This window comes from Nocardioides sp., assembly GCF_044226305.1.
Lineage (GTDB): Bacteria > Actinomycetota > Actinomycetes > Propionibacteriales > Nocardioidaceae > Nocardioides.
Genome location: NZ_JBGAHF010000004.1, coordinates 189,193 through 213,674, shown reverse-complemented (window position 1 = coordinate 213,674; position 24,482 = coordinate 189,193). Strand labels below are relative to the sequence as shown.

Sequence of the window (24,482 nt, the reverse complement as noted above, 5' to 3'; positions counted from 1 at the left end):
GTAGCCCGCGTGTCAACGCACCCGCTCCCCGCCGCACTCCCTGCTGCGTGGCGGGGCCTCGTCGACGACGCCGCGATCTTCCCACCCGGCGACGCGCCGCTGCACGAGGCGTCGGCGGCACACGCCGAGCGCCGACACTCCCCCTACGCCGACCTGGTCGGCACGTTCGTCGTGCGCGACACCGACGTGCCGCTGCTGCGCGGCACGCCGCTCGCGCTCTCCGTGGTGCTCACCGGGGGCGCCGGCAACGTCGCCGGCCCGGCGGCGCTCGGCCGCAAGCTGCACGTCGCGGTGGAGGGGATCGAGGTTGCGCTGCGCGACCTCGACGACCTCGCCGGCAACGCCCGCCGGGTGGTCGCGGCCGTCGACGCCGCCCGCGCCGACGGCGTGCTCGACGAGCACGTCCCGGTCTACCTCGAGCTGCCCGCGATCGACCCCTCGGCCGGCTGGCGGGCCGCCGCCGACGTGGTGGCCGCGGCCGAGCTGCGGCTCAAGCTCCGCACCGGCGGGCTGACCGCCGACGCCTTCCCCACCGCCACCACGCTCGCGAGCTGGATCGACGCGGCGCTCGACCGCGAGACGCCGTACAAGTGCACCGCCGGCCTGCACCACGCGGTCCGGCACACCGGTGAAGACGGCTTCGAGCACCACGGGTTCCTCAACGTGCTGCTCGCCACCCGGCGCGCCTTCGACGGCGCGACCGCCGGCGAGGTGGTCGCGACGCTCGAGGACCGCGACGGCGCGTCGCTCGCTGCGGCGGCCGCGACCGAGGACCTGGACGGCGCCCGGCGCTGGTTCACGTCCTTCGGCTCCTGCTCGGTCAGCGAGCCGCTCGACGACCTGATCGCTCTCGGACTGCTGGAGGACCTGTGACGACCCTGCCGACCTGGGTGCCCGGAGCCGCGGGGACGCTCTTCGACGTCGACAACCTGCCGTACGGCGTGTTCTCGCTGCCCGGCGAGGGCCCGCGCGTCGGGGTCCGGATCGGCGACCACGTGCTCGACCTCGCGCCGGTGGCCGCGGCCGAGATGCTCGACGTCCACCACGTGTTCCAGGAGGGCTCGCTCAACGCCCTGATGGCCGAGGGCCACCGGGTCCGCAGCTCGGTCCGGACCTGGATCACCGGCCTGCTCACCGAGGAGCCGGAGCGCGACCTCGTGGAGCCGCACCTGGTCCCGCTGGCCGACGTCACGCTGCACCTGCCGGTCGAGGTCGCGGACTACGTGGACTTCTACGCCTCCGAGCACCACGCCTCGAACGTCGGCCGCATCTTCCGTCCCGACGCCGAGCCGCTGCTCGCCAACTGGAAGCACCTGCCGGTCGGCTACCACGGACGCGCCGGCACCGTCGTGGCGTCCGGCACGCCGGTCGTGCGACCGTCCGGGCAGCGCCGGGGCGACCCGGCACCGACGTACGGCCCGTCGACCCGGCTCGACATCGAGGCCGAGCTCGGCTTCGTGGTGGGGGTGGGGTCCGAGCTCGGCACCGCGGTCCCCCACGACGCGTTCGCCGACCACGTCTTCGGCGTCGTCGGCCTCAACGACTGGTCCGCGCGCGACATCCAGGCCTGGGAGTACGTGCCGCTCGGCCCGTTCCTCGGCAAGTCCTTCGCCACCTCCGTGTCGCACTGGGTCACGCCGCTCGAGGCGCTCGACGCCGCCTGGGTCGACCTCCCGGCGCAGGACCCCGAGCCGCTCCCCTACCTCGGGCCCGGGCAGGTGCAGGGCCTCGACATCGACGTCGAGGTCGTCGTCAACGGCGAGGTCGTCAGCCGGCCGCCGTACCGCACGATGTACTGGTCGCCCGCCCAGATGCTGGCGCACATGACGGTCAACGGGGCCTCGCTCCGCACCGGCGACCTCTTCGGGTCGGGCACGGTCAGCGGGCCGGCCGAGGACCAGCGCGGGTCGCTGCTCGAGGTGGGCTGGGGGGAGGAGTCGGCGTTCCTCGACGACGGCGACGAGGTCACGCTGCGCTACACCGCGCCCGGTACGGCGGGCGGCCGGATCGCCCTCGGCGACGTGGTCGGACGGGTCGAGCCCGCCCGCGGCTGAGCGCCGGCGGCGCTGCTCAGAGGAAGGTCTGGGCGCCCACGAAGGTGGTGACGGCGCCGGTGATCAGCGTGGTCGCCACGACGAACGCCGCGGCACCGCTCACGCCGAGCAGCTTGCGCCCGGCCGAACCGTCCTTCGGGAGGGTCTTCTCGCGGAGCCACGAGGCGCTGCGTCCACCGGCGGCCAGCACGGTCCGCGCCCACTCGTACTCGAGAGCCATCAGCGCCATCCCGAGCGCGATGACGACCAGGCCCGGACCGGGCAGCACGAGCATTGCGATCCCCGCGGCGATGACGAGGGGTCCACCGAGGGTCACCCCGACCTTGACCGCCACCGACCGCACCGGGCTCCGGTCGGCCCACGCGTCGATGCGGTCGAGGAGGGCCTGGGAGCGCGGGGACAGGTGCGGCATGGCTCCATCGTCCCGTGGCGGACTGAGAGGTTTCTGAACGTCGGGAACCGTCGCCGCCGGACGGTGCTCATCGCCGAGAAGGGCCGCCCAGCCAGGTCCAGGCATGGGTCTTACCCCGCCGGCCGTGGCCGGCGGGGTCCGGGTCAGCGGGTATGTCGCGCGGCGGGCTCGGGCGGTGGTTCGGTGACGAAGGAGGACACGTAGGTGCGGCCCATCGGGGTGGTCCACACGAACCCGACCCCGGCGATGCGCTGGTAGTCCCAGCCGGCGTGGGTCTTGAGGCGGTGGTGGGTCCGACAGGCGGGGGCCAGGTTGGAGGAGGCGGTGGGGCCCTCGGGCCACGGGACCTGGTGCTCGGCGTCGCAGCGCCGGGCGGGGCGGGCGCAGCCGGGGAAGCAGCACTGCCGGTCCCGCAGCCCGATCTGTTCCTTCATGAGCTCGGTCGGCTCGTAGCAGTCGGTGGACAGCTCGGCGTTCAGGTCGATGACGGGCCGGATCGTGACCTTGGTGCCGGCTTGCTGGCACCAGTCCTTCAGGTGGCCGGGGGTGACCGAGGACCTCGTGTTGTCGACGTCCACACTCGACTGCCCGGGACGGACGTGGGCGTAGACGACCACCTCACGAGTGGTCGCGTTGTCACCCTCCGTCGCGCCGAGGAGGCCCGCGGCCATCGACCGCCGCACGTCCAACGGCAGCTGCAGGTCCAGGGTCGCGGCCTTCGCCCGGATCTGCTCCTCCAGGGCGACCGCGTCCGCCAGGTCGAGCTCGCCCTCGACGTGCACCAGTCCGTCGGGGGTGGCGTGGTCGAGGTCGATGTCGAACCGGCGCTTCTCCAGCGCCGCGACCCGCCGCTCCTCCGCGGCGTCGGGGTCGTGCTCGGCGCGTGCCTTCTCGACCTGCCGCTCGATCTCGGCGAACGAGCACCGGTGCGCGCACCACGCCAACCGCTGGTCCACCGCGGCTGCCGCGTCGGGCGGGAGGCTGGTGGTGGCCTGGGCGACCTTCCTCGCCTTCCACACCGCCACCTCACCCGCGACCACCCGAGCCCACAGTCGCGGGAGCCGGTAGCAGAGCTCGACCGCGTCGCCGAGGTAGAGCCGACCGGCGTCGGTGGTCTTCCCGACCGCGAGCGCGAACTCCGCGACCGCAGCCTCGTCGATGGTCGGGGCGCCGTCGCCGGCGATCTGGAGGTCCCGCATCCCGAACTCGATCGAGGTGTCCACCTCCTCGCCCGGGTGCAGCGTGACCCAGTCGGTGGCCTGGATCAGCTGCTGGACCTCGAGGTCCGCGATCGCCTCCCGAGTCGCCGCAGCCGCGGTCAGCACCGACTCGACCGACGCCGCAGCGGCGAGTTCGCTGGTGTCGGTGCCGAGCTCGGTGGCGGTGCTGGTCATGGGTCTACTCAAGCACTCGCCACCGACAGTCAGAGGCGAGAATCCCCTGTATCCACAGGGATCTGAGAACTTCTTTGGTAAAGATTCCGAGACCGCTGGGTCACCGCCCTGCCTTGCCTTCCGGGGTCTCGACGACGCTCGCTGGCGCTCGCTGCTCGACCACCGGCGAAAGCGACCGTGAGTCGGGAGGCGACCGTGACCCGACGCACGCCGTACCCGGCGTTGCTGCCCGTCGGTCGCAACCCGAGACCACGGCGAGATGCCGACAGCACCGCCCTGCGCACCTCCCGGGGTCTCGACGACGCTCGCTGGCGCTCGCTGCTCGACCACCGGTGACGACGCTCGCTGGCGCTCGCTGCTCGACCACCGCAACACCGCCGACCGCGAACCGTGAGCCGGGAACCAGCCGCACTCAGAAGATTTGCCGCCCCTCGTTGCTGCCTGTCGGTCTCAACCCGAGACCACCGGCGAGCTGCCGACAGCACCGCCCTGCGGACCTCCCGGGGTCTCGACGACGCTCGCTGGCGCTCGCTGCTCGACCACCGGTGACGATGCTCGCTGACGCTCGCTGCTCGACCACCGGCGAACGCGACCGTGAGCCGGGAGGCAACCGCGACCCGCGCGCGCCGTATCCGCTATGCCGCCATATCGGTCGCAACCAGAGCCGACGGCAAGATGCCGGCAGTCAGCCCGAGGGCTACGCTCAGCGCCATGTACGACGGGCCGCCCGTGGTGGTCGTCGGGAACGGGCCGGTGGGGCAGACGACGGCGCTGCTGCTGGCCCGGTGGGAGATCCCGACCCTGGTCGTCGACGCCCACGAGCGTCGCGAGGTGGTCGGCTCGCGCTCGATCTGCCAGCAGCGGGACACCCTGGACATCTGGGACTCCGTCGGCGCGGGCCGGCGGATCGCGGAGGAAGGGGTCACCTGGCGGGTGGCGCGCACCTACTACCGCGAGCACGAGCTCTTCCACGTGGAGTTCAGCGACAGCGGCACGAGCCCCTTCCCGCCGTGGGTGAACATCGGGCAGGCGCGGGTCGAGCAGGTCCTCGACGAGCTGGTCGCGGAGCAGCCGGCCATCGAGGTCCGCTGGGGCACCACGGTGACCGACGTCGCCGACCACGGCGACCACGTGAGGGTCCGGACGGACGGCGGCACGGTCGAGACGCCGTACGTCGTCGGCTGCGCCGGCGCCCGCGGGGAGGTCGTCCGGCGGGCGATCGGCGCGGACTTCGCCGGCCGCACCTTCGACGACCGGTTCCTGATCTGCGACATCCGCTGCGACCTGCCCGACCGCGAGCTCGAGCGCCGCTTCCACTTCGACCCGGAGTGGAACCCTGGCCGCCAGGTGCTCATGCACCCCTGCCCGGACTCGACCTACCGGATCGACTGGCAGGTCGCGCCGGACTTCAACCTCGAGCGCGAGCGCGCGACCGGCGAGCTCGACGGTCGGGTCCGCCGGATCGTGGGCGACCGCCCCTACGAGGTCGTCTGGTGCACGGTCTACCGCTTCCACTCCCGCTGCGCCTCGACGATGGGCCGGGGCCGGGTGCTGCTCGCCGGCGACTGCGCGCACCTGGTGGCGCCGTTCGGGGCACGTGGGCTCAACTCCGGGGTCGCCGACGCCGAGAACGCCGCCTGGCGGATCGCGTTCGCCCTGCACGGCTGGGCCGGTCCGCGGGTCGTCGACGGCTACGACGCCGAGCGCCGCGCCGCCGCGCTCGACAACCTCGCGATCACGACGCGCACGATGGACTTCCTGGTGCCGCAGACGGAGGAGGGCTGGGCACACCGCCGCGCCGTCCTCGGCCGCGCGGTCACCGACCCCGCAGCCCGGGCCGAGATCGACTCCGGGAGGCTCTACGCCCCGTTCCGGTACGGCGACGCCGTCCATCCGGCCGTCGGCGCGATCCTCCCCGACCTGGCCGTCGACGGGACCCGTCTGCGGGAGCTGGCCCGGCGCCGGATGCTCGTCCTGTCGAACGAGCCGGTCGCCGTGCCCGACGGCGTCCGGGTCGCGCCGCTGCCGCCGGAGCTGTCGGTCGAGGAGGGTGAGGCCTGGCTGGTCCGCCCCGACGCCCACGTCGCCACGGTCGGCACGGTCGGCGAGGTCGAGACCGCTCTCCGGACGGAATGGGGTTGAGCCGCGGACCGGCCAGACGGTTGTCTGGACCCATGGGTGAGATCCGGGTGGACGTCGCGACCGACGCCGAGCGCTTCATTTTCACCGACACGGTCGTCTGGTTCCAGGAGGTGCTGCCGGCCCCCGCCGAGGACCAGCTGACGGGGCTGCCGACGGACCAGCGGTTTGCCGCGGAGGTGGAGGAGCCGAGCGACCCCACGACGTACCCCGGCGTCTACGGGGTCTACCCCCTCGAGCTCGCCGTGCCGGGCGACCGGCTGGTGCCGTGCGCCGGTCTGACCTGGGTCGGCGTGCACCCCGACCACCGGCGCCGCGGCGTCCTCTCGGCCATGCTGCGCCACCACCTCGAGCAGGTGCGGGACACCCCCGGCACCCACGTCTCCGCGCTGCACGCGAGCGAGCCGGCGATCTACGGCCGGTACGGCTACGGCCTGGCGTCGCTGGAGCTGCCGATCACGCTGTCGCGTGGCGCCACGCTGAGGGCGCCCGGTCTCGACGACGCCGCGGCCGCGGTCACGACCCGGATGGCGACCACCTCCGACCCCGGCACCGCGCAGCGGATGCACGCCGCCCACCGCGCGCACCCCGACGAAGGTGCGATCGTCGGGGCGCCGGCCTACTACGAGCGGATCTGTCGGTCGTTCCCCGAGTGGCTGCGCGACAAGGAGCCGTGGCGGGTCCTGTTCGCCCAGCGCGACGGCCAGGACCTCGGCTTCGCGATGTTCCGGCGCGAGCAGAAGTGGGAGTCCGCCCGCCCCAGCGGCACGCTCTCGGTCTTCGTGCTGGTCGGCGCGCCCGCCACCCGGCTCGCGCTGCTCCGCCGGCTGCTCGACTTCGACCTCGTCGGCAGCGTCACGCTCCGCACCGGCAGCGCCGACGACCCGGTCCTCGCCTGGGTCGGTGGTCCCCGGTCGACGTCCCGCGTCGAGACCTACGACAGCCTCTGGGTCCGCCTCGTCGACCTGCCGGAGGCGCTCGCGGCGCGCAGGTGGAGCGCTCCCTGCGACGCCGTCGTCGACGTCACCGACACCCACGCCCCCTGGAACGCCGGCCGCTGGCGGATCCACGCCGACGCCGACGGGGCGGCCGTGGTCGAGCGCACCGACGCCGACGCCGACCTGCAGCTGTCCGTCGACGCCCTGGGCGCGGCGTACCTCGGGGGCGGGAACCTGGTCGCCCTGGCCCGGGCCGGCCTCGTCACCGAGGCGCGTCTCGGCGCCGCGTCCGAGCTGTGGCGCGCGCTGCGCACCGACGTCGCGCCCGGCGCCTCGATGATGTTCTAGGCCTAGCCGGGGACCATCCAGCCCAGGACCGGGGTCGCCTGGAGACCGACGATCGCGCACATGAGCACGAGGAGCACCATGCTCCAGAGCAGCACCTTGCGCAGGATGTCGCCCTCGCGCCCGGCCATGCCGACGGCCGCCGCCGCGATCGCGAGGTTCTGCGGGCTGACCATCTTGCCGAGGACGCCGCCCGAGGAGTTGGCCGCCGCCATCAGCACCGGGTCGAGCCCGGCCTTGGCGGCCGTCTGCACCTGGAGCCCGCCGAACAGTGCGTTCGAGGACGTGTCCGACCCGGTCACGGCGACCCCGATCCACCCGAGGACCGGCGAGATCAGCGCGAAGGCGCCCCCCGCACCGGCCAGCCACGCCGCGATCGAGGACGTCTGCCCGGACAGGTTCATCACGTAGGCCAGGGCGAGCACCGCCATCACCGTGACGATCGCCGAGCGCAGCTCGACGTACGTCCGGCCGTAGGCGCGGACGGCGGTCGCCGGGGACACCCGCAGGATCACCGCCGTGATGACGCCGGCGAGCACCATCAGGGTGCCCGCGGCCGGCAGCCAGTTGAGCGCGAAGGTCGTGGTCGCGACGGGGTCGCCCGCGGGGTTGAGGACGTCGAGCCCCGGCCACGCGAACAGGTGGGTCCACGGCTCCTCGGCCAGCGCCTCCTTCACTGCGGTGATGTTGGTGATCGAGAAGATCGCGATGATCACGGCGTACGGCGCGTAGGCGCGGAGCACGTCGGCACGGCTGTCGGTGACCGGGCGGGTGCCGACCGCGACCGACCCGCGGCCGCCGACCGGCTCGCCGCTCCCCTGCCGGCTCCCCGTCCCGGCCGTTCCCGCACCCGCGCCGGGCGCGGCACCCGGCTCGCTGCCCGGCTCGGTCGGCGAGGTCGCGAGCAGCTCCTCGCTCGGCGACCAGACCTGGAGCAGCAGCACGACGGACGCGGCTGCGACGAGGGAGGCGACGATGTCGGCCAGCGGCACCGAGATGTAGTTGGCGGCGACGAACTGGGCCAGCCCGAAGGCGAGGCCGCACACCAGCGCCGGCAGCCAGGTGCGCCGCAGGCCGCGGGTGCCGTCGACCACCAGCACCAGGATCAACGGCACCACGACGGCGAGGATCGGGGTCTGCCGTCCCACCATCGCTCCCAGCGTGTCGACGTCGAGCCCCGGGTCGTTGCTCGCGCCGGAGGTGACGGTGGCGAGGGTGAGGATCGGGGTGGCCAGCGCGCCGAACGCGACCGGCGCGGTGTTGGCGATCAGCGCGACCGACGCGGCCTTGAGGGGCTCGAACCCGAGCGCCATCAGCATCACGACGGTGATCGCGACCGGCGTGCCGAAGCCGGCCAGCGCCTCGAGCAGCGCGCCGAAGCAGAACGCGATGATGATCGCCTGGATCCGCTGGTCGGCGCTGACCTTCTCGAAGGAGCGCCGCAGCACGTCGAAGTGCCCGGACTCGACGGTGAGGTTGTAGACCCAGATCGCGTTGATGACGATCCACAGGATCGGGAAGAACCCGAACGCCGCGCCCTCGGTGCCGGCGAGCAGCGCCTGCCCGAGCGGCATCTCGAAGAGGACCACCGCGACCGCCAGGGCGACCGCGAGCGCGACGAGCCCCGCGACCCAGGCCCGGACGCGGAGCCCGCCGAGGAGGACGAACAGCGTGAGCAGCGGGATCGCACCGCACAGCGCACTGAGGACGAGCGAGTCGCCGACCGGCTCGAGGTTCTGCTGGAACATCGTGACCACTTCCCGAGATGGATGTGCCGAGATGGATGTGACGGGGTCTAGAGGGGCCGCCCGCTGATGGAGGCGTCGAGGACCTCGACGGTGTGAGCGAGCCGCATCGGCCGGTCGCCCGCGGCCTCCGCGTGCCGCTCGACCGCCGCGGCGACCTGCATCAGGCAGCCGGGGTTCGCGGTGACCAGGACGTCGGCCCCGGTCGCCACGATGTTGCGCGCCTTGCGGTCCCCGAGCTCGCGGGCCGGCTCGGGGTGCAGCACGTTGTAGATGCCGGCCGACCCGCAGCACAGCTCGGCTTCGGCCACCTCGCGCAGCTCCAGGCCGGGGATGCCCTCGAGCAGCCGGCGCGGCGGCACCCGCACGCCCTGGGCGTGCCCGAGGTGGCAGGCGTCGTGGTAGGCGACGGTCACCTCCAGCGGGTGCCGCTCGGCGACCGGGCCGAGCTCGTCGAGCACCTCGCTGATGTCGCGGACCTTGTCCTGGAAGGCCTGCGCGCGGGCGGCGTACCCGGGGTCGTCGGCGAGCAGCGCGGCGTACTCCTTCATCGTCGACCCGCACCCTGCGGCGTTGACGACGATCCGCTCGACCTCGGTGCTCTCGAAGGTCTCGACCAGCCGTCGCGCGTAGCGCTTCGCCTCCTCCGCCCGCCCGTTGTGCACCGAGAGCGCGCCGCAGCACCCCTGCTCGGGCGGCACGACCACGTCGCAGCCCTCCGCCTGGAGCACCCGGGCGGTGGCGGCGTTCACGGCCGGGAAGAAGGCGCCCTGCACGCAGCCGGTCAGCATCCCGACGACGGCCCGGCGCTCGCCGGTGGCGGGCAGGCGTGCGGCCAGCGGCTCGGACCGGGAGAGCCGGGGCGCGAGCCGCTCCATCGCGGCGAGCGAGGGTGCCACCCGGTCGAGCAGGCCGGTACGCCGCAGGGCGCGGTCGAGCCCGGTGCGCTGGAGTCCGCGCAGCGGACCGGCGAGCAGGCGCAGCCGCTTCGGGTGCGGGAACAGCGCGAAGACCAGGCCGCGCAGGGCCCGCTCGGACGGCGAACGACGGTGCTCGCGCTCGACCTCCGCCCGGGTCTCCTCGATCAGCCGGTCGTACTGCACCCCGGACGGGCAGGCGGTCACGCAGGCCATGCAGCCGAGACAGGCGTCCCAGTGGGAGACCATCGCGTCGGTCATCGGCTCGCCGTCGGCGAGCTGCTGCATCAGCTGGATCCGGCCGCGCGGGCTGTCCATCTCCTCGCCCCACAGCACGTAGGTCGGGCAGGTCGGCAGGCAGAAGCCGCAGTGCACGCAGTCGTCGAGGAGCTCCTCCTTGGACTCGTGGTCGGCCACGTCAGATCCCTCCCACGAAGCGTCCCGGCGCGAGCCGCCGGTCGGGGTCGAACTGGTCCTTGACCCGGCGCATCAGGTCGAGCGCCGGCACCGGTCCCCACACGTCGACCGCGGCCTTCACCTCGTCGGGGGCGTCGACGACCACGACCGTGCCGCCGTGGCGGGCCGCGACCTCGCGCAGCCGCGCGAGGGCGTCCGGTACGGCGTCGGGGTCGGCGAGCGCGGCGTACAGGACCCCGGTCCCGGCGGACCCGCGCACCCGGGCGCCGACGTCGGCGGCGCAGGAGAGCACGTCGTGCAGGCCCGAGAGCACGCACGTGATCTTGAGGCCGGTCTCGGACGGCTCCCACGGGTAGCGACCCCAGCCCGCGGGCGCGGTGTCCGAGACGGTGCCACCGACGAGCTCCGCCACGGTCCGGGCGCGTGCCTCGACCCCGGCCGCCCGGCCGGCGAGGAGCACGGCGAGGGTGCCCCCGTCGACCTCGACGGCGCCGGGCACGGCCTGGGAGTGGACGACCGCGTGGACGAGGTCGTGCAGGCGACGCGGGTCGCCGGCCTCGACGCTCACCCATCGGCGGACCTCGGGCTCGGGGTGCAGCCGGAACAGCGCCTCGGTCACGACGGCGAGGGTCCCGAACGACCCGACCACCAGCTTGCCGACCTCGTAGCCGGCGACGTTCTTCACCACGCGCCCGCCGGCCTTCGCGACCACGCCGTCGGCGCGGACGACGGTCACGCCGATGAGCAGGTCGCGGGCGGTCCCCGTGGCCAGCCGCGAGGGGCCGGAGGCGTTGGTGGCGAGGGTGCCACCGACGCTGGCGCCGGGCACCGTCTCGTCGAGGGCGAGCCGCTGGCGTGCGGCCCCGACCGCGTCCTGCACGTCGACCAGCCGGGCGCCGGCCTGCACCTCGACGACGAGGTCGCCGGCCTGGTGGTCGAGCACCCGGTCCATGCCGGACAGGTCGACGACGAGGTCGGGTGCGACCGGGCACCCCCAGGACTGCTTGGTGCCCCGCCCCCGGGCGACGACGGTGCGACCCCGGGCCGCGGCGTCGCGCATCACGTCCGCCACCTCGGCGGTGGTCGTGGGGCGTGCGACGTCGGGCATCAGAACGCCTCCGCGAGGCCGGCCGCCTGCGCCGGGTGCACGCCCTGGCGCCGACCGGGCACCTCGCCGCAGAGCCGGGGCGTCGGGAAGACCTTGCCGGGGTTGGCGATGCCGTCCGGGTCGAACGCGCAGCGGACCAGCTGCATGGTGTCGAGGTCCTCGTCGCTGAACATCCGCGGCATGTACTTGGCCTTGTCCACCCCGACCCCGTGCTCGCCGGTGATGGAGCCGCCGTGGCTGATGCACAGGTCGAGGATGGCGCCGCTCACCTCCTCGGCCGCCTCGCCCTCGCCGTCCTTCGACTCGTCGAAGAGGACCAGCGGGTGCAGGTTGCCGTCGCCGGCGTGGAAGACGTTCGCGACCCGGACGCCCGAGGAGGTCGACAGCTCGGCGATCGCGCGCAGCACCTCCGGGAGCGCGGTCCGCGGGATCACGCCGTCCTGGACGATGTAGTCCGGGCTGATCCGGCCGACGGCGGCGAACGCCGACTTGCGGCCCTTCCAGATCAGCGCGCGGTCGAACGGGTCGGTGGCCAGCCGCTGCTCGAAGGAGCCGTTCTCCCGGCACAGCCGCTCGACCTCGTCGTACTCGGCGGCGACCTCGGCCGCCGGCCCGTCCAGCTCGATGACCAGCACGGCGCCGGCGCCGGCGGGGTAGTTGCAGTGCACCGCCTCCTCTGCGGCCTCGATCGCCAGGGCGTCCATCATCTCGATTGCCGCGGGGACGATGCCGGCGGCGATGATCGCCGAGACGGCGGCGCCCGCGGCATCGGTGGACTCGAAGCCCACGAGGACGGTGCGCACCTCCTCGGGCAGCCGCACCAGGCGCACGGTGACCGAGGTGACGATGCCGAGCGTGCCCTCCGAGCCGACGACCGCACCGAGCAGGTCGTAGCCGGGGGCGTCCGGCGCCGCGCCGCCGAGGGGGACGACGTCGCCGTCGGCCGTCACGAGGTCCGCGCCGAGCACGTGGTTGGTGGTGAAGCCGTACTTCAGGCAGTGCGCGCCGCCGGAGTTCTCGGCGACGTTGCCGCCGATCGAGCAGATCTGCTGGCTGGAGGGGTCGGGCGCGTAGTAGTAGCCGTGCGGCGTCGCAGCGCGGGTGACGTCGAGGTTGATGACCCCCGGGTCGACGACGGCCCGCTGGTCCTCGGGCCGGAGCTCGGTGATCGACCGCATCCGCGAGGTCACGACCAGGACGCCCTCGGCGTGGGGCAGCGCGCCGCCGGAGAGGCCGGTGCCGGAGCCGCGGGCGACGAACGGCACGCGGTGCTCGGCGCAGGCCCGCACCACCGCCGCCAGCTGGGCGGCGTCGTCCGGGATCACCACCAGCGCCGGGACGACGCGGTAGTGCGCGAGGCCGTCGCACTCGTAGGTCCGCAGCCGGGCGCGGTCGTCGATCACCGCCTCCGGGGGCAGCAGCTCCCGGGCGCGGGCGGCGACGGCATCGACCCCGGTCAAGGCATCTGCTCGTAGGCGGCGAGCGTGAGGAAGTCGGCGTACTCGTCGGAGAGCGCCATGTCGGAGTAGAGCGCGACGGCGTCGTCCCAGCGCCGCCCGTCCTCCCCGGCCTCGCCGCGCGCTCGCTCGAGCTCCTCGGCGATCACCTGCTCCACGAGCTCGCGGGTCACCTTCTCGCCCTCGGCGAGCACCACGCCGTTCGTCCGCCACTGCCAGACCTGGCTGCGGGAGATCTCGGCGGTCGCGGCGTCCTCCATCAGGTCGAAGATGCCGACCGCGCCGGAGCCGCGCAGCCACGACTCGAGGTAGCGCAGGCCGACCGCCACGTTGTTGCGCAGGCCCTTCTCGGTAGCCTCGCCGGGCGTGGAGCGCACGTCGAGAAGCTGGTCGGCGGTGACGTGCACGTCCTCGCGCAGCCGGTCGCGCTGGTTCGGCTTGTCGCCGAGCACCTCGTCGAAGGCCGCGCGGCAGGCCTCGACCATCCCGGGGTGGGCGACCCAGGAGCCGTCGAAGCCGTCGGTCGCCTCGCGGATCTTGTCCTCGGTGAGCTTCTCGAACGCGAAGGCGTTCTGCTTCTCGTCCTTGCTCGGGATGAAGGCCGCCATGCCGCCGATCGCGTGCGCACCCCGCTTGTGGCAGGTGCGCACCAGCAGCTCGGTGTAGGCACGCATGAACGGGACCGTCATCGTCACCGAGTTGCGGTCGGGCAGCACCCAGTCGTCACCGCGGGTGCGGAAGGTCTTGATCACGCTGAACATGTAGTCCCAGCGGCCGGCGTTGAGGCCGGCCGAGTGCTCGCGCAGCTCGTGGAGGATCTCCTCCATCTCGAAGGCCGCGGGGTAGGTCTCGATGAGGACCGTGGCACGGATCGTCCCGCGCGGGATGCCGAGGTGGTCCTGGGCCAGGAGGAACGCGTCGTTCCACAGCCGCGCCTCGAGGTGCGACTCCATCTTCGGCAGGTAGAAGTACGGGCCCTGCCCGCGGTCGATCTGCAGCTGCCCGCAGGTCGCGAGGTAGAGCGCGAAGTCCACGAGGCTGCCCGAGGTCTGCTCGCCGTCGACCAGGACGTGCTTCTCCGGCAGGTGCCAGCCCCGCGGCCGCACGACGATGGTCGCGTGCTCGCCGTCGTGGAGGTGGTACTCCTTGCCCTCCGGGCTGGTGAAGTCGATGTTGCCGGTGATCGCGTCCAGCAGGTTGAGCTGGCCGCCGACGACGTTCTCCCACAGCGGGGTGTTGGCGTCCTCGTGGTCGGCGAGCCAGACCTTCGCGCCGGAGTTCAGCGCGTTGATCGTCATCTTCCGGTCCGTCGGACCGGTGATCTCGACCCGCCGGTCGACCAGGCTCGGCGCGGGGTCGGCGACCCGCCACGAGTCGTCCTCGCGGACCGAGCGGGTCTCCTCGAGGAAGCCCAGCCCGCCACCGTCGGCGATCGCCCGCACCCGCTCGGCGCGCTTCGCGAGCAGCTCGCGGCGTCGTACGTCGAAGGCGCGGTGCAGCTCGGCGACGAGCCCCAGCGCGCGGTCGGTGAGCACCTCGTCGAAGCGCGCGTGCATCGGGCCGACGACCTCGACCCCGTCCGGCAGTGCCATCTGTCTCCACCTCGTCCCGAGAAGCTTGGACCCGGTGCGTACGCGACCGAGCCTTGCAGAGACAGTGACCGGCGTCACGTGCGTGGAAACCCCCTGATGCGGAGAGACTGCCGGCATGGGCCTGATGACACCCCTCGCGATCCGCATCGGCGCGATCCCCTGGATGCCCCGGCTGCTCCCCCAGATCGTCTGGACCGACCGCACCCTCCAACGCGTCACCCGGGGCCGCGTGAGCGTGCTCGACCTCGCCGGGCTGCCGAACCTGACCCTCACCGTCGTGGGCCGCAAGAGCGGCCTCCCGCGCTCGACGCCGCTGCTGTGCGTCCCCGACCAGGGGACCTGGCTGATCGCGGGCTCCTACTTCGGCGGGCCGGACATGCCGGTCTGGGTCCACAACCTCCGTGCGGCCGGGCAGGCCTCGATCACCTGGGAGCGCCGGCAGGTGCCGGTGACCGCCGAGGAGCTCGGACCCGAGGACCGGGCGGCGGCCTGGCAGGTGATGCTGCGCACCTGGCCCAACTTCGCCAAGTACGAGGAGCGCACCGACCGGCTGATCCCGGTCTTCCGGCTCACCCGGGCCTGACTGGCTCGCGGAGCGGACCGTTTCCGCGCAATTGCTGGGCGAGGTACCGATTACCGATGGGTAGGGGTGGCCGGACGGCGCAATTGAACGGAAACCAGCCGCCCGCCCACACACCCCGAGCGGGCCGCTAGCGTGTCCGCGTGCAGTTCGGCCAGTACCCCGCCCCTCGCCACGTGGTTGCGCACCTCAGCGACCCGCACCTCCTCGCGGGCGGCGCGAAGCAGTACGGCGCCATCGACACCGATGCCGGCCTCGAGCTCGCCCTCGCCCGGCTGAGCCGGCTCGACCCGCTCCCGCAGGCCCTGGTGTTCACCGGCGACCTCGCCGACAAGGCGGAGCCGGCCGCCTACGCCCGGCTCCGCGAGATCGTCGAGCCGGCAGCCGCCGCCATCGGCGCCGAGGTCGTCTGGGTGATGGGCAACCACGACGAGCGCACGGCGTACTCACGCGAGCTGTTCGGGGCGGAGTCCGACGCGGACCAGGACCGGGTGCACGACGTCGCGGGGCTGCGGATCGTGTCCCTCGACACCAGCGTGCCGGCGTACCACCACGGCGAGCTGAGCGACGCACAGCTGGAGTGGCTCGCCGACGTGCTCGGCACCCCGGCCCCGCACGGCACGCTGCTCGCGCTGCACCACCCGCCGATCCCGGTGCCGATGATGCCCGCCGCCGAGATCATCGAGCTGCTCGACCAGCAGCGGCTGGCCGACGTGCTCCTCGGCACCGACGTGCGGTGCATCCTCGGCGGGCACTTCCACTACTCGACGTACTCGACCTTCGCCGGCATCCCGGTGTCCGTCGCGTCCGCGACCTGCTACACCTCCGACCCCGCGCCGCTCGAGCGGTTCGTGTCGGGGGTCGACGCGCACCAGGCGTTCACGATGATGCACCTCTACGACGACCGCGTCGTGCACACGATCGTCCCGGTCGAGCCCGGGCCGGAGGTGAGCGGCTTCCCGTCCGACGTCCGGGCCCAGGTCGAGGCGTTGAGCCCCGAGGAGCGGCGCGAGCTGCTCTCCCGCAAGGACTCGCCCATCTACACCGGTGAGATCGAGGTGCCGGGCAAGATATGACCCAGGCGCTGCTCTGGGGCCTGGTCGCGGCGGGTTCCCTCCTCGTCGGGCAGCTGCTCGCCACGCCGCTCGGGAGGTCTACCAGGACCGTCGGCCTGATGATGGCGTTCGGCGCAGGCACGCTGATCAGCGCCGTCGGCTACGAGCTGATCCCCGAGGAGAACCTGCAGCTCGGCTGGGAGATCGGCGCGTCGTTCCTCCTCGGCGCCCTCATCTACTACGCCGGAGCCCGGATCGTCGACCGCGGCGGGAGCTCGGGCCGGGCGCTCTTCCTCGGTGCCCTGCTGGACGGGATCCCCGAGTCGTTCATCCTCGGCCTGGGTCTGGCGCTCGGCGGTTCGATCAGCGTGGCCTTCCTCGCCGCCGTGCTGCTCTCCAACATCCCCGAGGGCCTCGCCGGCACGACCGACCTGCGGGCCGCCGGGGTCACCGAGCGTCGGGTGACGCTGATGTGGTCGAGCCTCGCGGTGGTCTGCGGCTTCGTGTCCCTGGGGGGCTACCTCGTCGCCGACCACATCACCCGCGCCGGTGAGCTCGCCAGCGCCTTCGCCGGCGGCGCGGTGCTCACGATGCTGGCCGACTCGATGGTGCCGGAGTCCTACGAGCGGGCGGGGCGGGTCGCCGGGCTGCTCACGGTGCTCGGGTTCCTCGTCGCCGGCATCCTGTCGGCGCTGCAGTAGGCCCGTCCCGGCGACCCGTCAGGCGGGTTCCTGGCCGAGCGCCTCGTCGAGCACCTCGCCCCAGGTGCCGACGACCACCGGGCGGACGTCCCCGCGGGTGCCGACCCAGCCGACGCCGGGCTCGAAGCGACGGATGACGCGGGCCGGCGCCCCGCCGACGACGCTGTGGTCGGGGACGGGGCCACGCACGACCGACCCCGCGGCGACCACCACGTTGCGGCCGATGTCCGCGCCGGGCAGCACGATCGCGCCGTGGCCGAGCCAGGAGCCGGTCCCGATCCGCACCGGCTGGTGGCCGCCGAACTGCTCACCGATGGGCCGGCTCGGGTCCTGGTAGCCGTGGCCGGAGTCGGAGACGAAGACGTCCTGGCCGAACCAGACGTCGTCCTCGATGACGACCGAGGTGTGCGCCAGCACGGTCACCCGGGCACCGAGCACGCAGCGGTCCCCCACCACGAGACCGCGCTCGGGGAGGTTGGGATCGCCGGGCCCGTAGCCGACCGCGAGGGTCGCGTGCCGGCCGACGAGCGTGCCCGTGCCGATGTGGATCGAGCGGGTGCCCATCAGCGTGCCCGCCGGGAAGCCGATGCAGGCGTCGGCCCCGAAGCTGCCGAACCCGTCGGCGGCGCGGGTGCCGGGCACGATCTCACCGGCCCGGTCCAGCCACCGCCAACCGGCCAGCACGCCGGCGTTCAGGAGCCGCTTGAACCTCACGCCCGGAGGGTATCGGGGTCTCCGACCGGGCGTCCGGCGTATCGGCAGCTGTCCGGTCAGCCCGCGTCGGCCTCGGGGGCGAGCGCGGTGAGTGCCGCGATCTCCGCGGTCAGCCCGGCGACCAGCACCTGGGGGTCGGGAACGGCCGTGGAGTCGACCTTGAAGCCGACGTGCACCTCGCCGCCGTACCCGATGATCGAGGTCGAGAAGCTCTGGTCGGCCGACATCGGCGCCCAGCCCCAGAGCCGGGAGATCGGGAGCCCGGCCAGGTGCAGCGGCCGGTCGGGCCCGCGCACGCTGGTGGTCACGCCGGTCGCCTTGCGGGCGAAGAAGTCGGTGGCCAGGACGCGCACCCGCGGATGCAGGAACCCCATGCCCTGCAGCAAGGAGTAGGTGACCCAGGCCTCGGGCGAGTCCTTGATCGACCGCATCCGGGTGGAGGTCTCGACCAGCCGGCCCAACGGGCTGTCGACCGAGGTCGGCAGGTCGAGCAGGACCAGGGCGAACTGGTTGCCGAGCTCGTCGGGCCGCATCGCCGAGGAGCCACGCAGGTCGACCGGCACCATCGTCGGCACGTCAGCGGGGTCGGTGTCGCCGTGGACCGCGAGCCAGCTGCGCAGCGAGCCGGCCAGCGCCGACATGACCACGTCGGTGACCGTGGCCCCGGTCGCGCGGCGGAGCGGACGCAGGCTCGCGACGTCGATCCCGGGCGCCCAGACCGCGTGCTTGTCGTGGTGCGGGGCCACCGCCAGCGCCGACTCCGGCCGCCGGGCGAGCACGAGGTGCTCGGCGACGACCGGCGCGGTCACGAGGCGGCCGGCCGCGGGCAGCGCCTTCACGGCGTGGACGGCCGAGCGCAGCAGCGGGAAGGAGGTGCCCCCGGAGTCCTCCGGCACGACGCTGCCGAGGTCCTCGTCGGCCAGCGACATGATGACGCGGAAGAGCGCGGTCCCGTCCGCGAGGGCGTGGTGCAGCCTCGTGTAGACGGCGGTGCCGCCCTGGTAGCCGTGGATGAGGTGCGCCTCCCACGGCGGGTGCTGCTGGTCGAGGGCGCGGGACATGAAGCCCGAGACGTGGTCCTGCAGGGCCGCGTCGTCACCGGGCTCGGGCAGGGTCGCCTCGACGACGTGCCGCTCGATGTCGAAGTCGGGGTCCTCCTGCCACCACCGCGACGGCCACGGGAACCAGGACCACACCGCGCGCTGCTTGAACCGGGGGAAGCGTTCCGCGACCCGCTCGGCCAGCAGCCCGACGTACGTCTCGCGGTCGAGCTCGCCGTCCACGACCATGAGCCCCTCGACGACCATCAGGTTGTCGGGCTGATCCATCTCGAGCCATACGTCGTCAACCGGCCGTACGGCACTCCGGGTACCGGTCATGCCCTCACCGTGCCTGCGGGCGCGATCGGCGGGCAGGGCCGGAAGTCACGCACGCACGGGTCCTGCGCCTCCGGACTGGACCGCGGCCGCCCGGGAGACTGGCAACCGGAGGTGACCGATGGAGCGCCTGAGCCCACTTTCCTACGCGTTCCTCGCTGCCGAGGACGCCGACCCCGCAGCCTGCCTGGTGATCGGGTCGATGGCGGTGATCGACGGACCGATGCCCTCGGTCGAGGAGGTCCGCGACCTGGTCGCGGAGCGCCTGCCGTCCGTGCCGCGCTACACCCAGCGCCTCGAGCCGAGCCGCTTCGACCTGCGCGCGCCCGGCTGGGTCGACGTGCCGGACATCGACCTGTCGCAGCACGTGACCGCGCTCGCCGTACCCGCGCCGGCCGGGCGGACCGAGCTCGCGGCCCTCACCGCGGAGCTCCTGTCGCAGCGGATGGACCGCTCCCGCCCGTTGTGGGACATCACCCTCTGCGACGGCCTGCCCGAGGGCCGCTGGGGCCTGGTCATGCGCGTCCACCACACGCTGGCCGACGGCATCTCCGGGACCGGCCTCTACCACGTGGTCTTCGACTCCGACGGCGCCCGCGACGAGCCGCCGCCGGCCCCACCCCGGGCCGCGCCGGGCGTCACCCGGCAGGGCCTCCTGCGCACCGTCACCTCCACGGCACGCGGCGCGCTGGCGCTCGGTACGGCGATGTGGCCGACCTCGAGCGCCGGGCTGCTCGGGCCGCTGGACGGCAACCGTCGCTACGCCTGGGTCGAGGTGGACATCCCCTCGACCACCGCGGTGCGCCACCAGCTCGGGGTGAGCCTCAACGACCTCGTCCTCGCCGCGATCGCGGGCGGGCTCCGCGAGCTGCTGCTGGAACGCGGCCGTCAGCCGGACCCGCACGCCCTGCGCTCGCTGCTGCCGGTCTCGTCGCGGGCACCGGGCACGTCGGGATCCCCTGACAACCAGGTGACCCTGATGCTCTCGCTGCTCCCCGTCGAGGTCGCCGACCCCCTCGAGCGGGTCGCCGCGGTGCACGAGCGGGTCGCCGCCCTGCGGGCCTCCCACGAGCCCGAGGCGGGGGTGGCGATGCAGAGCCTCGCCGGGCTGCTGCCGTTCCCCCTCGTCAAGTGGGGCCTGCGGTCGATCTTCAGCCTGCCCCAGCAGCAGGTCTCGACGGTGACCACCAACGTCCCCGGCCCGCGCTCGCCGCTCAGCTGCCTGGGTCGGCCGGTCCGGCAGCTGCTCCCGGTCGTGCCGATCGCCGAGCGGGTGCAGCTCGGCTTCGCCGTCCTCAGCTACGTCGACAACCTGACCTTCGGCATCACCGCCGACGCGGCCAGCAGCCCCGACGTCGAGGCCCTCGCCGACCACATCGGGGCGTCCTGGGAGGCCGTCCTCGACGCCGCGCCGGTGGTCGGGTGACCCCGGGGACGGTCTACAGCACGGTCGCGCACCTCTAGCGGCAGGCGAGCACCCGGATCCGGCCGTCGGCGGCCGCGCCGGCGCTGAACCGCAGCACCCGGTCGCCCCGGTCGTAGCGGAACGGCACCTGCACCCCGTCCGCCTCGACGGAGCACGGCTTCCAGGCCGGGTCCAGCCCGGCGAGGGTCGCCTGGACGTCGTACGTGCGGGCCTGGTCGGCGTCCAGGGTGAGGGTCCACGAGCGCCCGGTCACCGCCGACGTCAGCGACTCCCCCGCACCGAGCGTGCCACGCCGGTCGCCGAGGGTCGGGGCCGCGAGCAGGCTGCGCTCGTCGGCGACGTCCCCGACGTGCACGACGCCGTCGCCGTAGTCGCTGAGGGTGTCGACCGACGTGGGCAGCATCGGCACGACGGCGCCGCCGCGCAGGAACAGCGGGATGGTCCGCAGCGGAGCTTTCGCGGTGACGGTCCGGCGACCCTGCCGCACCTCGGCGCGGCCCAGCGTGACGGTGCCGTCCCCGGCCAGCCGCCAGGCCCGGGCCAGCTCGATCCACCGGCCGCGGGGCAGGTACACGTCGCGCGAGGTGACGTCGGGCCTGGTCACCGGGGCGACCAGCAGGTCGCTGCCGAAGAGGTACTCGTCGTCGGTGGCCACGGCGGTCGGGTCGGTCGGGTCGACCAGCGCGAGGTGCCGCATCAGCGGCAGGCCCTGCGCCTGGTAGGCGTCCTGGCTGCCGGCGACGTAGGGGTAGAGCATGGTGCGCAGCCGGCTGTAGCGCTTCCAGACGGGTGCCACGTCCGGGTCGGTGACGAGCGGGATGTCCACCCCGGGGTGGATGCCGTCGGCCTCGGTCCGCATGACACCGGTGAAGGCGCCGTACTCGATCCAGCGGTTCAGCAGCTCCGCGGTCGGCTCGCCGTCCCCGGGCAGGGAGAAGAACCCGCCGATGTCGGGGCCCCAGACCGAGACGCCCGACAGTCCCATCCCGAGCCCCTGGCGCACCGATGAGGTCAGCCCGTCGAACCCCCAGGTCCGCGTGGGGTCGCCGCCCCACACGATCGAGGACTCCTTGATCGCGTCGGTCCACCCGGAGCGGTTGAAGCGCAGGAGGGGACGCGGCGCCTCGGCCTCGAAGGAGCGGGCGGCGGCGTGGTACTGCTCGACGTAGCGGTTGTGCATCGTCGGGCCGGGCGTCCCGTCGTCGGAGAAGGCGCTGTCCGGCGTGTACTCGCCGAAGTCCTCCATCCAGCCGTCGTAGCCGTCGGCCACGGCCTCGTCGAGCAGCCCCTGGAAGAGGTCGACGCCGGCACTGCCGGAGAAGTCGATCTGCGACACCACGAAGTGCGTGGCCGTGGAGTAGGGGTAGACGAGGGGCGAGCCGTCCTCGTTCTGCGTGTAGGCGCCGGTCGCCACCCCGTCGTCGTAGACGGGCTCGTAGGTCGTGCAGACCATCGGGTTGAAGTAGGTCGTGATGGCAGCGCCGCGGTCGTGGACGGCCGACGTCCTCGCCCGCTCGCGGGCGGAGTCCTGCGAGCCGCACGGGAGGTAGTGCGTGTAGGTCTGCACGACCGAGATCGGGACGCCTCGGGCGCGCTGGTCCTCCAGGTCGGCGACCGCGTCGTCCTGCGGCTGGAACCACACGCCGTAGAGGGCCGGCGTGGAGGGGGCCGGCTGACGTCCGACGGCCGCCGTCATCCGGGCGAGGGCCTGGGCCGGCGTCGGTCCGGCGAAGACCCGCAGGTCGAGGTGGTCGGACTCCACCAGCAGCCGGTTCACCCCCGGGTGGGCCGACGTGGCGAGCTCGAACCAGCTGTCCTCGTCGTCGTCGACGAGCACGCCGTAGCCGGAGGTCGAGAGGATCCACGGCACCGGGAAGTACGTCGAGTCGCGGCGCAGTCCGAGGCCGGGGGCCGGGACCACGCCGGTCACCGCGATCGCCTGCCGCTTGGTGTACGGGCCGTCGAGCACCCGGTTCTGGACGGTCCGCCCCCGGTGGTCGAGGACGTCGGAGCGCTCGCCCAGGCCGAGGTACCGCTCCCCGGCGGGTGCGCGGAGGTCGATCGACATCCCGGTGATCCCGCTGCCGTGGCCGACCGCCTGGACGGCGTACGCCCCGTCGCCGGCGGGCTGGACGCCGACGGTCACGGTGAGGTCCGGGTCGGGCGTGCCGACCTCCACGACGCCGTCGGTCACCGACACGACGTGGTCGGCGCGCACCCGGCCGCTCGCGGTGCGGAGCGCGAGCGCGTTCTCCGCGACGGTCGTCAGCACGGTCCCGCGCCCGTCGACGACGCGCACCGACCAGTCACCGCCGACGGGGGCGGTCACGATCGCCCGGAAGCCGTCGGACGACCCGGCCATCGGCGCGGTCGGAGGCGCGGTCGCGGCGGTGGGTGACGAGCCGCTCGAGAGGACTCCGCCGGCGAGGGCGAGGGCGGCGACGGAGACCAGCAGGCGGCGCATGGGCCGCATGCTGGCACGCGGGCGATCTCGTCCGGACCCTTTTCCGACCGGCCGCGACGGATTTAACCCGCGCGGTCCGGCACGTCGGTCCTGGGCGACAGCCGCCGGCCGTCGGCGTCTTCACCCGACTGGGGTGAGCCGACCGGCCGCCCGGCTGACCTAGGTTCTGGCGAGGCGGGATCACGGTTCGCGGGCACGAGACGTCGGGAGGCTCCGGTGGACATCAGTCAGCTCGACCTGTCGCGCCTGCAGTTCGCGACGACGACGATCTTCCACTTCCTCTTCGTCCCCGTGACGATCGGCCTGGCGTTCCTGGTCGCGATCCTCCAGACCTGGTGGCACCGCTCCGGGCACGAGGAGCTGCGCCGGCTGACGCGCTTCTTCGGAACCCTGCTGGTCATCAACATCGCGATCGGCGTGGTGACCGGGATCGTCCAGGAGTTCGAGTTCGGGATGAACTGGTCGCAGTACTCCCGGTTCGTCGGCGACGTCTTCGGCGCACCGCTGGCGATGGAGGGCCTGGTCGCGTTCTTCCTGGAGTCGACCTTCCTCGGCCTCTGGCTGTTCGGCTGGGACGTCCTGCCGAAGCGGGTCCACCTGGCCTGCATCTGGGCGCTGGCCATCGGGTCCGCGCTCTCGGCGGCGTTCATCATGGCCGCCAACTCGTGGATGCAGCACCCGGTCGGGATCGACACCGACCCGACCACCGGGCGGCCGGTGCTCACCGACATCGGGGCGCTCTTCACCAACCCGGTCTTCACCTGGGGCTACGCCCACGTCCTCCTCGCGTCGCTGGTCACCGGGAGCGTCCTGATGCTCGCCGTCTCGGCGTGGCACCTGCGGCGCGGGAGCAGCCCGGAGGCCTTCGTGCGGACGGCCAAGCTGTCGCTGCTCGTCCTGCTGCCGTCGTCGCTGCTGGTGCTCCACGTGGGGAGCCACCTGGGCATCGTCGAGACGACGTACCAGCCGATGAAGGTCGCGGCGATGGAGGCGCAGTGGGAGACCTGCTCGCCCTGCTCGTTCTCGGTCGCGCAGACCGGGGGGTGGACCAGCAGCGACCAGGACGCCACGAAGATCATCGAGGTGCCGCACCTGCTCTCCATCCTGGCGACCGGCTCCGCCGACGGCCAGGTGACCGGGCTGGACGAGCTCCAGTCGCAGTACGAGGAGAAGTACGGCCCGGGCGACTACACCCCCAACGTGCCCGTCCAGTACTGGTCGATGCGCACCATGGCCTACCTCGCCACCCTGCTCCCCCTGCTGGCCCTGTGGGGCGTCTGGCTGTGGTGGCGCAAGAAGCTCCTGACCGCGCGGGTGTTCCACTCCGTCGCGACCTGGTCGGTCCTCACGCCGTTCGTCATGAACACCGCCGGCTGGATGCTGACCGAGAACGGCCGGCAGCCGTGGATCGTCCAGGGCCTCCTGCTCACGAAGGACGGCAACTCGCCGTCGGTGAGCACCGGCGAGGTCCTGCTGACCCTGGTGGTGTTCTGGGTGATGTACCTCGTGCTCGGCGCGGTGTGGGTCCACCTGATGCGCCGCTACGCCCGCCGCGGGCTGGACGAGACCGGTGCCGGCGTCGACGACGACGGCGACCCGTCCGACAACCGACCCGTCGTCCTGACCTACTGAGCCGGGAGGTGCCCTC

The 24,482-nt window shown here is 73.3% G+C and carries 19 protein-coding genes; 9 read left to right on the top strand and 10 right to left on the bottom strand.

Going from position 1 to position 24,482, the window contains the following annotated elements; all coding sequences use genetic code 11:
• The first annotated feature begins 9 nt into the window (after positions 1-9).
• Positions 10-873: a hypothetical protein gene (locus tag ACILQ5_RS06460; protein WP_395657158.1), complete on the top strand. Its 864-nt coding sequence runs from the start codon at positions 10-12 to the stop codon at positions 871-873.
• A 5-nt stretch (positions 874-878) separates the two neighbouring features.
• A complete protein-coding gene (fahA, locus tag ACILQ5_RS06455; protein WP_395657187.1) occupies positions 879-2,054 on the top strand; it encodes a fumarylacetoacetase in 1,176 nt (391 codons plus the stop codon).
• Positions 2,055-2,070: 16 nt separating this feature from the next.
• Here the strand turns inward: fahA and ACILQ5_RS06450 are convergent, their stop codons facing one another.
• Positions 2,071-2,466, bottom strand: a complete 396-nt coding sequence (locus ACILQ5_RS06450; RefSeq protein WP_395657157.1) for a PGPGW domain-containing protein — start codon at positions 2,464-2,466, stop codon at positions 2,071-2,073.
• 143 nt (positions 2,467-2,609) lie between these two features.
• Positions 2,610-3,860 carry an HNH endonuclease gene (locus ACILQ5_RS06445; protein WP_395657156.1) on the bottom strand — a complete coding sequence of 417 codons (1,251 nt, stop codon included), beginning with the start codon at positions 3,858-3,860 and terminating at the stop codon, positions 2,610-2,612.
• 711 nt (positions 3,861-4,571) lie between these two features.
• Here ACILQ5_RS06445 and ACILQ5_RS06440 point away from each other — a divergent pair.
• On the top strand, positions 4,572-6,002 hold the full coding sequence (locus tag ACILQ5_RS06440) for an FAD-dependent monooxygenase (RefSeq protein WP_395657155.1): 1,431 nt from the start codon (positions 4,572-4,574) through the stop codon (positions 6,000-6,002).
• Between the two features lie 32 nt (positions 6,003-6,034).
• A complete protein-coding gene (locus ACILQ5_RS06435) occupies positions 6,035-7,285 on the top strand; it encodes a GNAT family N-acetyltransferase (protein WP_395657154.1) in 1,251 nt (416 codons plus the stop codon).
• A gap of 2 nt (positions 7,286-7,287) precedes the next feature.
• Here ACILQ5_RS06435 and ACILQ5_RS06430 read toward each other — a convergent pair whose 3' ends face one another.
• Genes ACILQ5_RS06430 through aceB form a run of 5 tightly spaced genes read right to left on the bottom strand, consistent with a single transcriptional unit; the run spans position 7,288 to position 14,518 of the window.
• Positions 7,288-9,030, bottom strand: a complete 1,743-nt coding sequence (locus ACILQ5_RS06430; protein WP_395657153.1) for an L-lactate permease — start codon at positions 9,028-9,030, stop codon at positions 7,288-7,290.
• A 47-nt stretch (positions 9,031-9,077) separates the two neighbouring features.
• Entirely contained in the window at positions 9,078-10,361 is a 1,284-nt protein-coding gene (locus ACILQ5_RS06425) for a (Fe-S)-binding protein (RefSeq protein ID WP_395657152.1), read from the bottom strand.
• 1 nt (position 10,362) lies between these two features.
• Positions 10,363-11,469 (bottom strand): FAD-binding oxidoreductase, encoded by a 1,107-nt coding sequence (locus ACILQ5_RS06420; protein ID WP_395657151.1) that lies wholly within the window; start codon positions 11,467-11,469, stop codon positions 10,363-10,365.
• Positions 11,469-12,929 (bottom strand): FAD-linked oxidase C-terminal domain-containing protein, encoded by a 1,461-nt coding sequence (locus tag ACILQ5_RS06415; RefSeq protein WP_395657150.1) that lies wholly within the window; start codon positions 12,927-12,929, stop codon positions 11,469-11,471. The genes ACILQ5_RS06420 and ACILQ5_RS06415 overlap by 1 nt, the downstream gene beginning before the upstream one ends.
• Positions 12,926-14,518: a malate synthase A gene (aceB, locus tag ACILQ5_RS06410; RefSeq protein WP_395657149.1), complete on the bottom strand. Its 1,593-nt coding sequence runs from the start codon at positions 14,516-14,518 to the stop codon at positions 12,926-12,928. Before aceB ends, ACILQ5_RS06415 begins: the two co-directional genes overlap by 4 nt.
• Before the next feature lie 115 nt (positions 14,519-14,633).
• Here aceB and ACILQ5_RS06405 point away from each other — a divergent pair, with 115 nt between their 5' ends.
• The 3 genes from ACILQ5_RS06405 (at position 14,634) to ACILQ5_RS06395 (ending at position 16,854) form a co-directional block, all read left to right on the top strand.
• A complete protein-coding gene (locus ACILQ5_RS06405; protein WP_395657148.1) occupies positions 14,634-15,101 on the top strand; it encodes a nitroreductase family deazaflavin-dependent oxidoreductase in 468 nt (155 codons plus the stop codon).
• A gap of 140 nt (positions 15,102-15,241) precedes the next feature.
• Positions 15,242-16,174 carry a phosphodiesterase gene (locus ACILQ5_RS06400; RefSeq protein ID WP_395657147.1) on the top strand — a complete coding sequence of 311 codons (933 nt, stop codon included), beginning with the start codon at positions 15,242-15,244 and terminating at the stop codon, positions 16,172-16,174.
• A complete protein-coding gene (locus ACILQ5_RS06395; protein ID WP_395657146.1) occupies positions 16,171-16,854 on the top strand; it encodes a ZIP family metal transporter in 684 nt (227 codons plus the stop codon). Before ACILQ5_RS06400 ends, ACILQ5_RS06395 begins: the two co-directional genes overlap by 4 nt.
• Positions 16,855-16,872: 18 nt before the next feature.
• Here the strand turns inward: ACILQ5_RS06395 and ACILQ5_RS06390 are convergent, their stop codons facing one another.
• Positions 16,873-17,568, bottom strand: coding sequence for an acyltransferase (locus ACILQ5_RS06390; protein WP_395657145.1), 696 nt, complete (start codon positions 17,566-17,568; stop codon positions 16,873-16,875).
• 56 nt (positions 17,569-17,624) lie between these two features.
• Entirely contained in the window at positions 17,625-18,947 is a 1,323-nt protein-coding gene (locus ACILQ5_RS06385; protein ID WP_395657144.1) for a wax ester/triacylglycerol synthase domain-containing protein, read from the bottom strand.
• Positions 18,948-19,065: 118 nt separating this feature from the next.
• Between ACILQ5_RS06385 and ACILQ5_RS06380 the strand changes: the two genes are divergently transcribed.
• Entirely contained in the window at positions 19,066-20,370 is a 1,305-nt protein-coding gene (locus ACILQ5_RS06380) for a wax ester/triacylglycerol synthase family O-acyltransferase (RefSeq protein WP_395657143.1), read from the top strand.
• Between the two features lie 34 nt (positions 20,371-20,404).
• On the opposite strand, the gene ACILQ5_RS06375 is transcribed toward ACILQ5_RS06380, so the two are convergent.
• Positions 20,405-22,834: a TIM-barrel domain-containing protein gene (locus tag ACILQ5_RS06375; protein ID WP_395657142.1), complete on the bottom strand. Its 2,430-nt coding sequence runs from the start codon at positions 22,832-22,834 to the stop codon at positions 20,405-20,407.
• A gap of 216 nt (positions 22,835-23,050) precedes the next feature.
• On the opposite strand from ACILQ5_RS06375, the gene ACILQ5_RS06370 reads away from it, so the two are divergent.
• Positions 23,051-24,466 carry a cytochrome ubiquinol oxidase subunit I gene (locus tag ACILQ5_RS06370; protein ID WP_395657141.1) on the top strand — a complete coding sequence of 472 codons (1,416 nt, stop codon included), beginning with the start codon at positions 23,051-23,053 and terminating at the stop codon, positions 24,464-24,466.
• Positions 24,467-24,482: the final 16 nt, after the last annotated feature.

Excerpts from the sequence above, each read along its gene's own strand:
- ACILQ5_RS06380 (WP_395657143.1), top strand. The coding sequence starts at position 19,066 with ATGGAGCGCCTGAGCCCACTTTCCTACGCGTTCCTCGCTGCCGAGGAC.
- ACILQ5_RS06445 (WP_395657156.1), bottom strand. The coding sequence starts at position 3,860 with ATGACCAGCACCGCCACCGAGCTCGGCACCGACACCAGCGAACTCGCC.
- ACILQ5_RS06385 (WP_395657144.1), bottom strand. The coding sequence starts at position 18,947 with ATGACCGGTACCCGGAGTGCCGTACGGCCGGTTGACGACGTATGGCTC.
- ACILQ5_RS06450 (WP_395657157.1), bottom strand. The coding sequence starts at position 2,466 with ATGCCGCACCTGTCCCCGCGCTCCCAGGCCCTCCTCGACCGCATCGAC.
- ACILQ5_RS06440 (WP_395657155.1), top strand. The coding sequence starts at position 4,572 with ATGTACGACGGGCCGCCCGTGGTGGTCGTCGGGAACGGGCCGGTGGGG.
- aceB (WP_395657149.1), bottom strand. The coding sequence starts at position 14,518 with ATGGCACTGCCGGACGGGGTCGAGGTCGTCGGCCCGATGCACGCGCGC.
- ACILQ5_RS06395 (WP_395657146.1), top strand. The coding sequence starts at position 16,171 with ATGACCCAGGCGCTGCTCTGGGGCCTGGTCGCGGCGGGTTCCCTCCTC.
- ACILQ5_RS06435 (WP_395657154.1), top strand. The coding sequence starts at position 6,035 with ATGGGTGAGATCCGGGTGGACGTCGCGACCGACGCCGAGCGCTTCATT.
- ACILQ5_RS06405 (WP_395657148.1), top strand. The coding sequence starts at position 14,634 with ATGGGCCTGATGACACCCCTCGCGATCCGCATCGGCGCGATCCCCTGG.
- ACILQ5_RS06430 (WP_395657153.1), bottom strand. The coding sequence starts at position 9,030 with ATGTTCCAGCAGAACCTCGAGCCGGTCGGCGACTCGCTCGTCCTCAGT.
- ACILQ5_RS06420 (WP_395657151.1), bottom strand. The coding sequence starts at position 11,469 with ATGCCCGACGTCGCACGCCCCACGACCACCGCCGAGGTGGCGGACGTG.
- ACILQ5_RS06375 (WP_395657142.1), bottom strand. The coding sequence starts at position 22,834 with ATGCGCCGCCTGCTGGTCTCCGTCGCCGCCCTCGCCCTCGCCGGCGGA.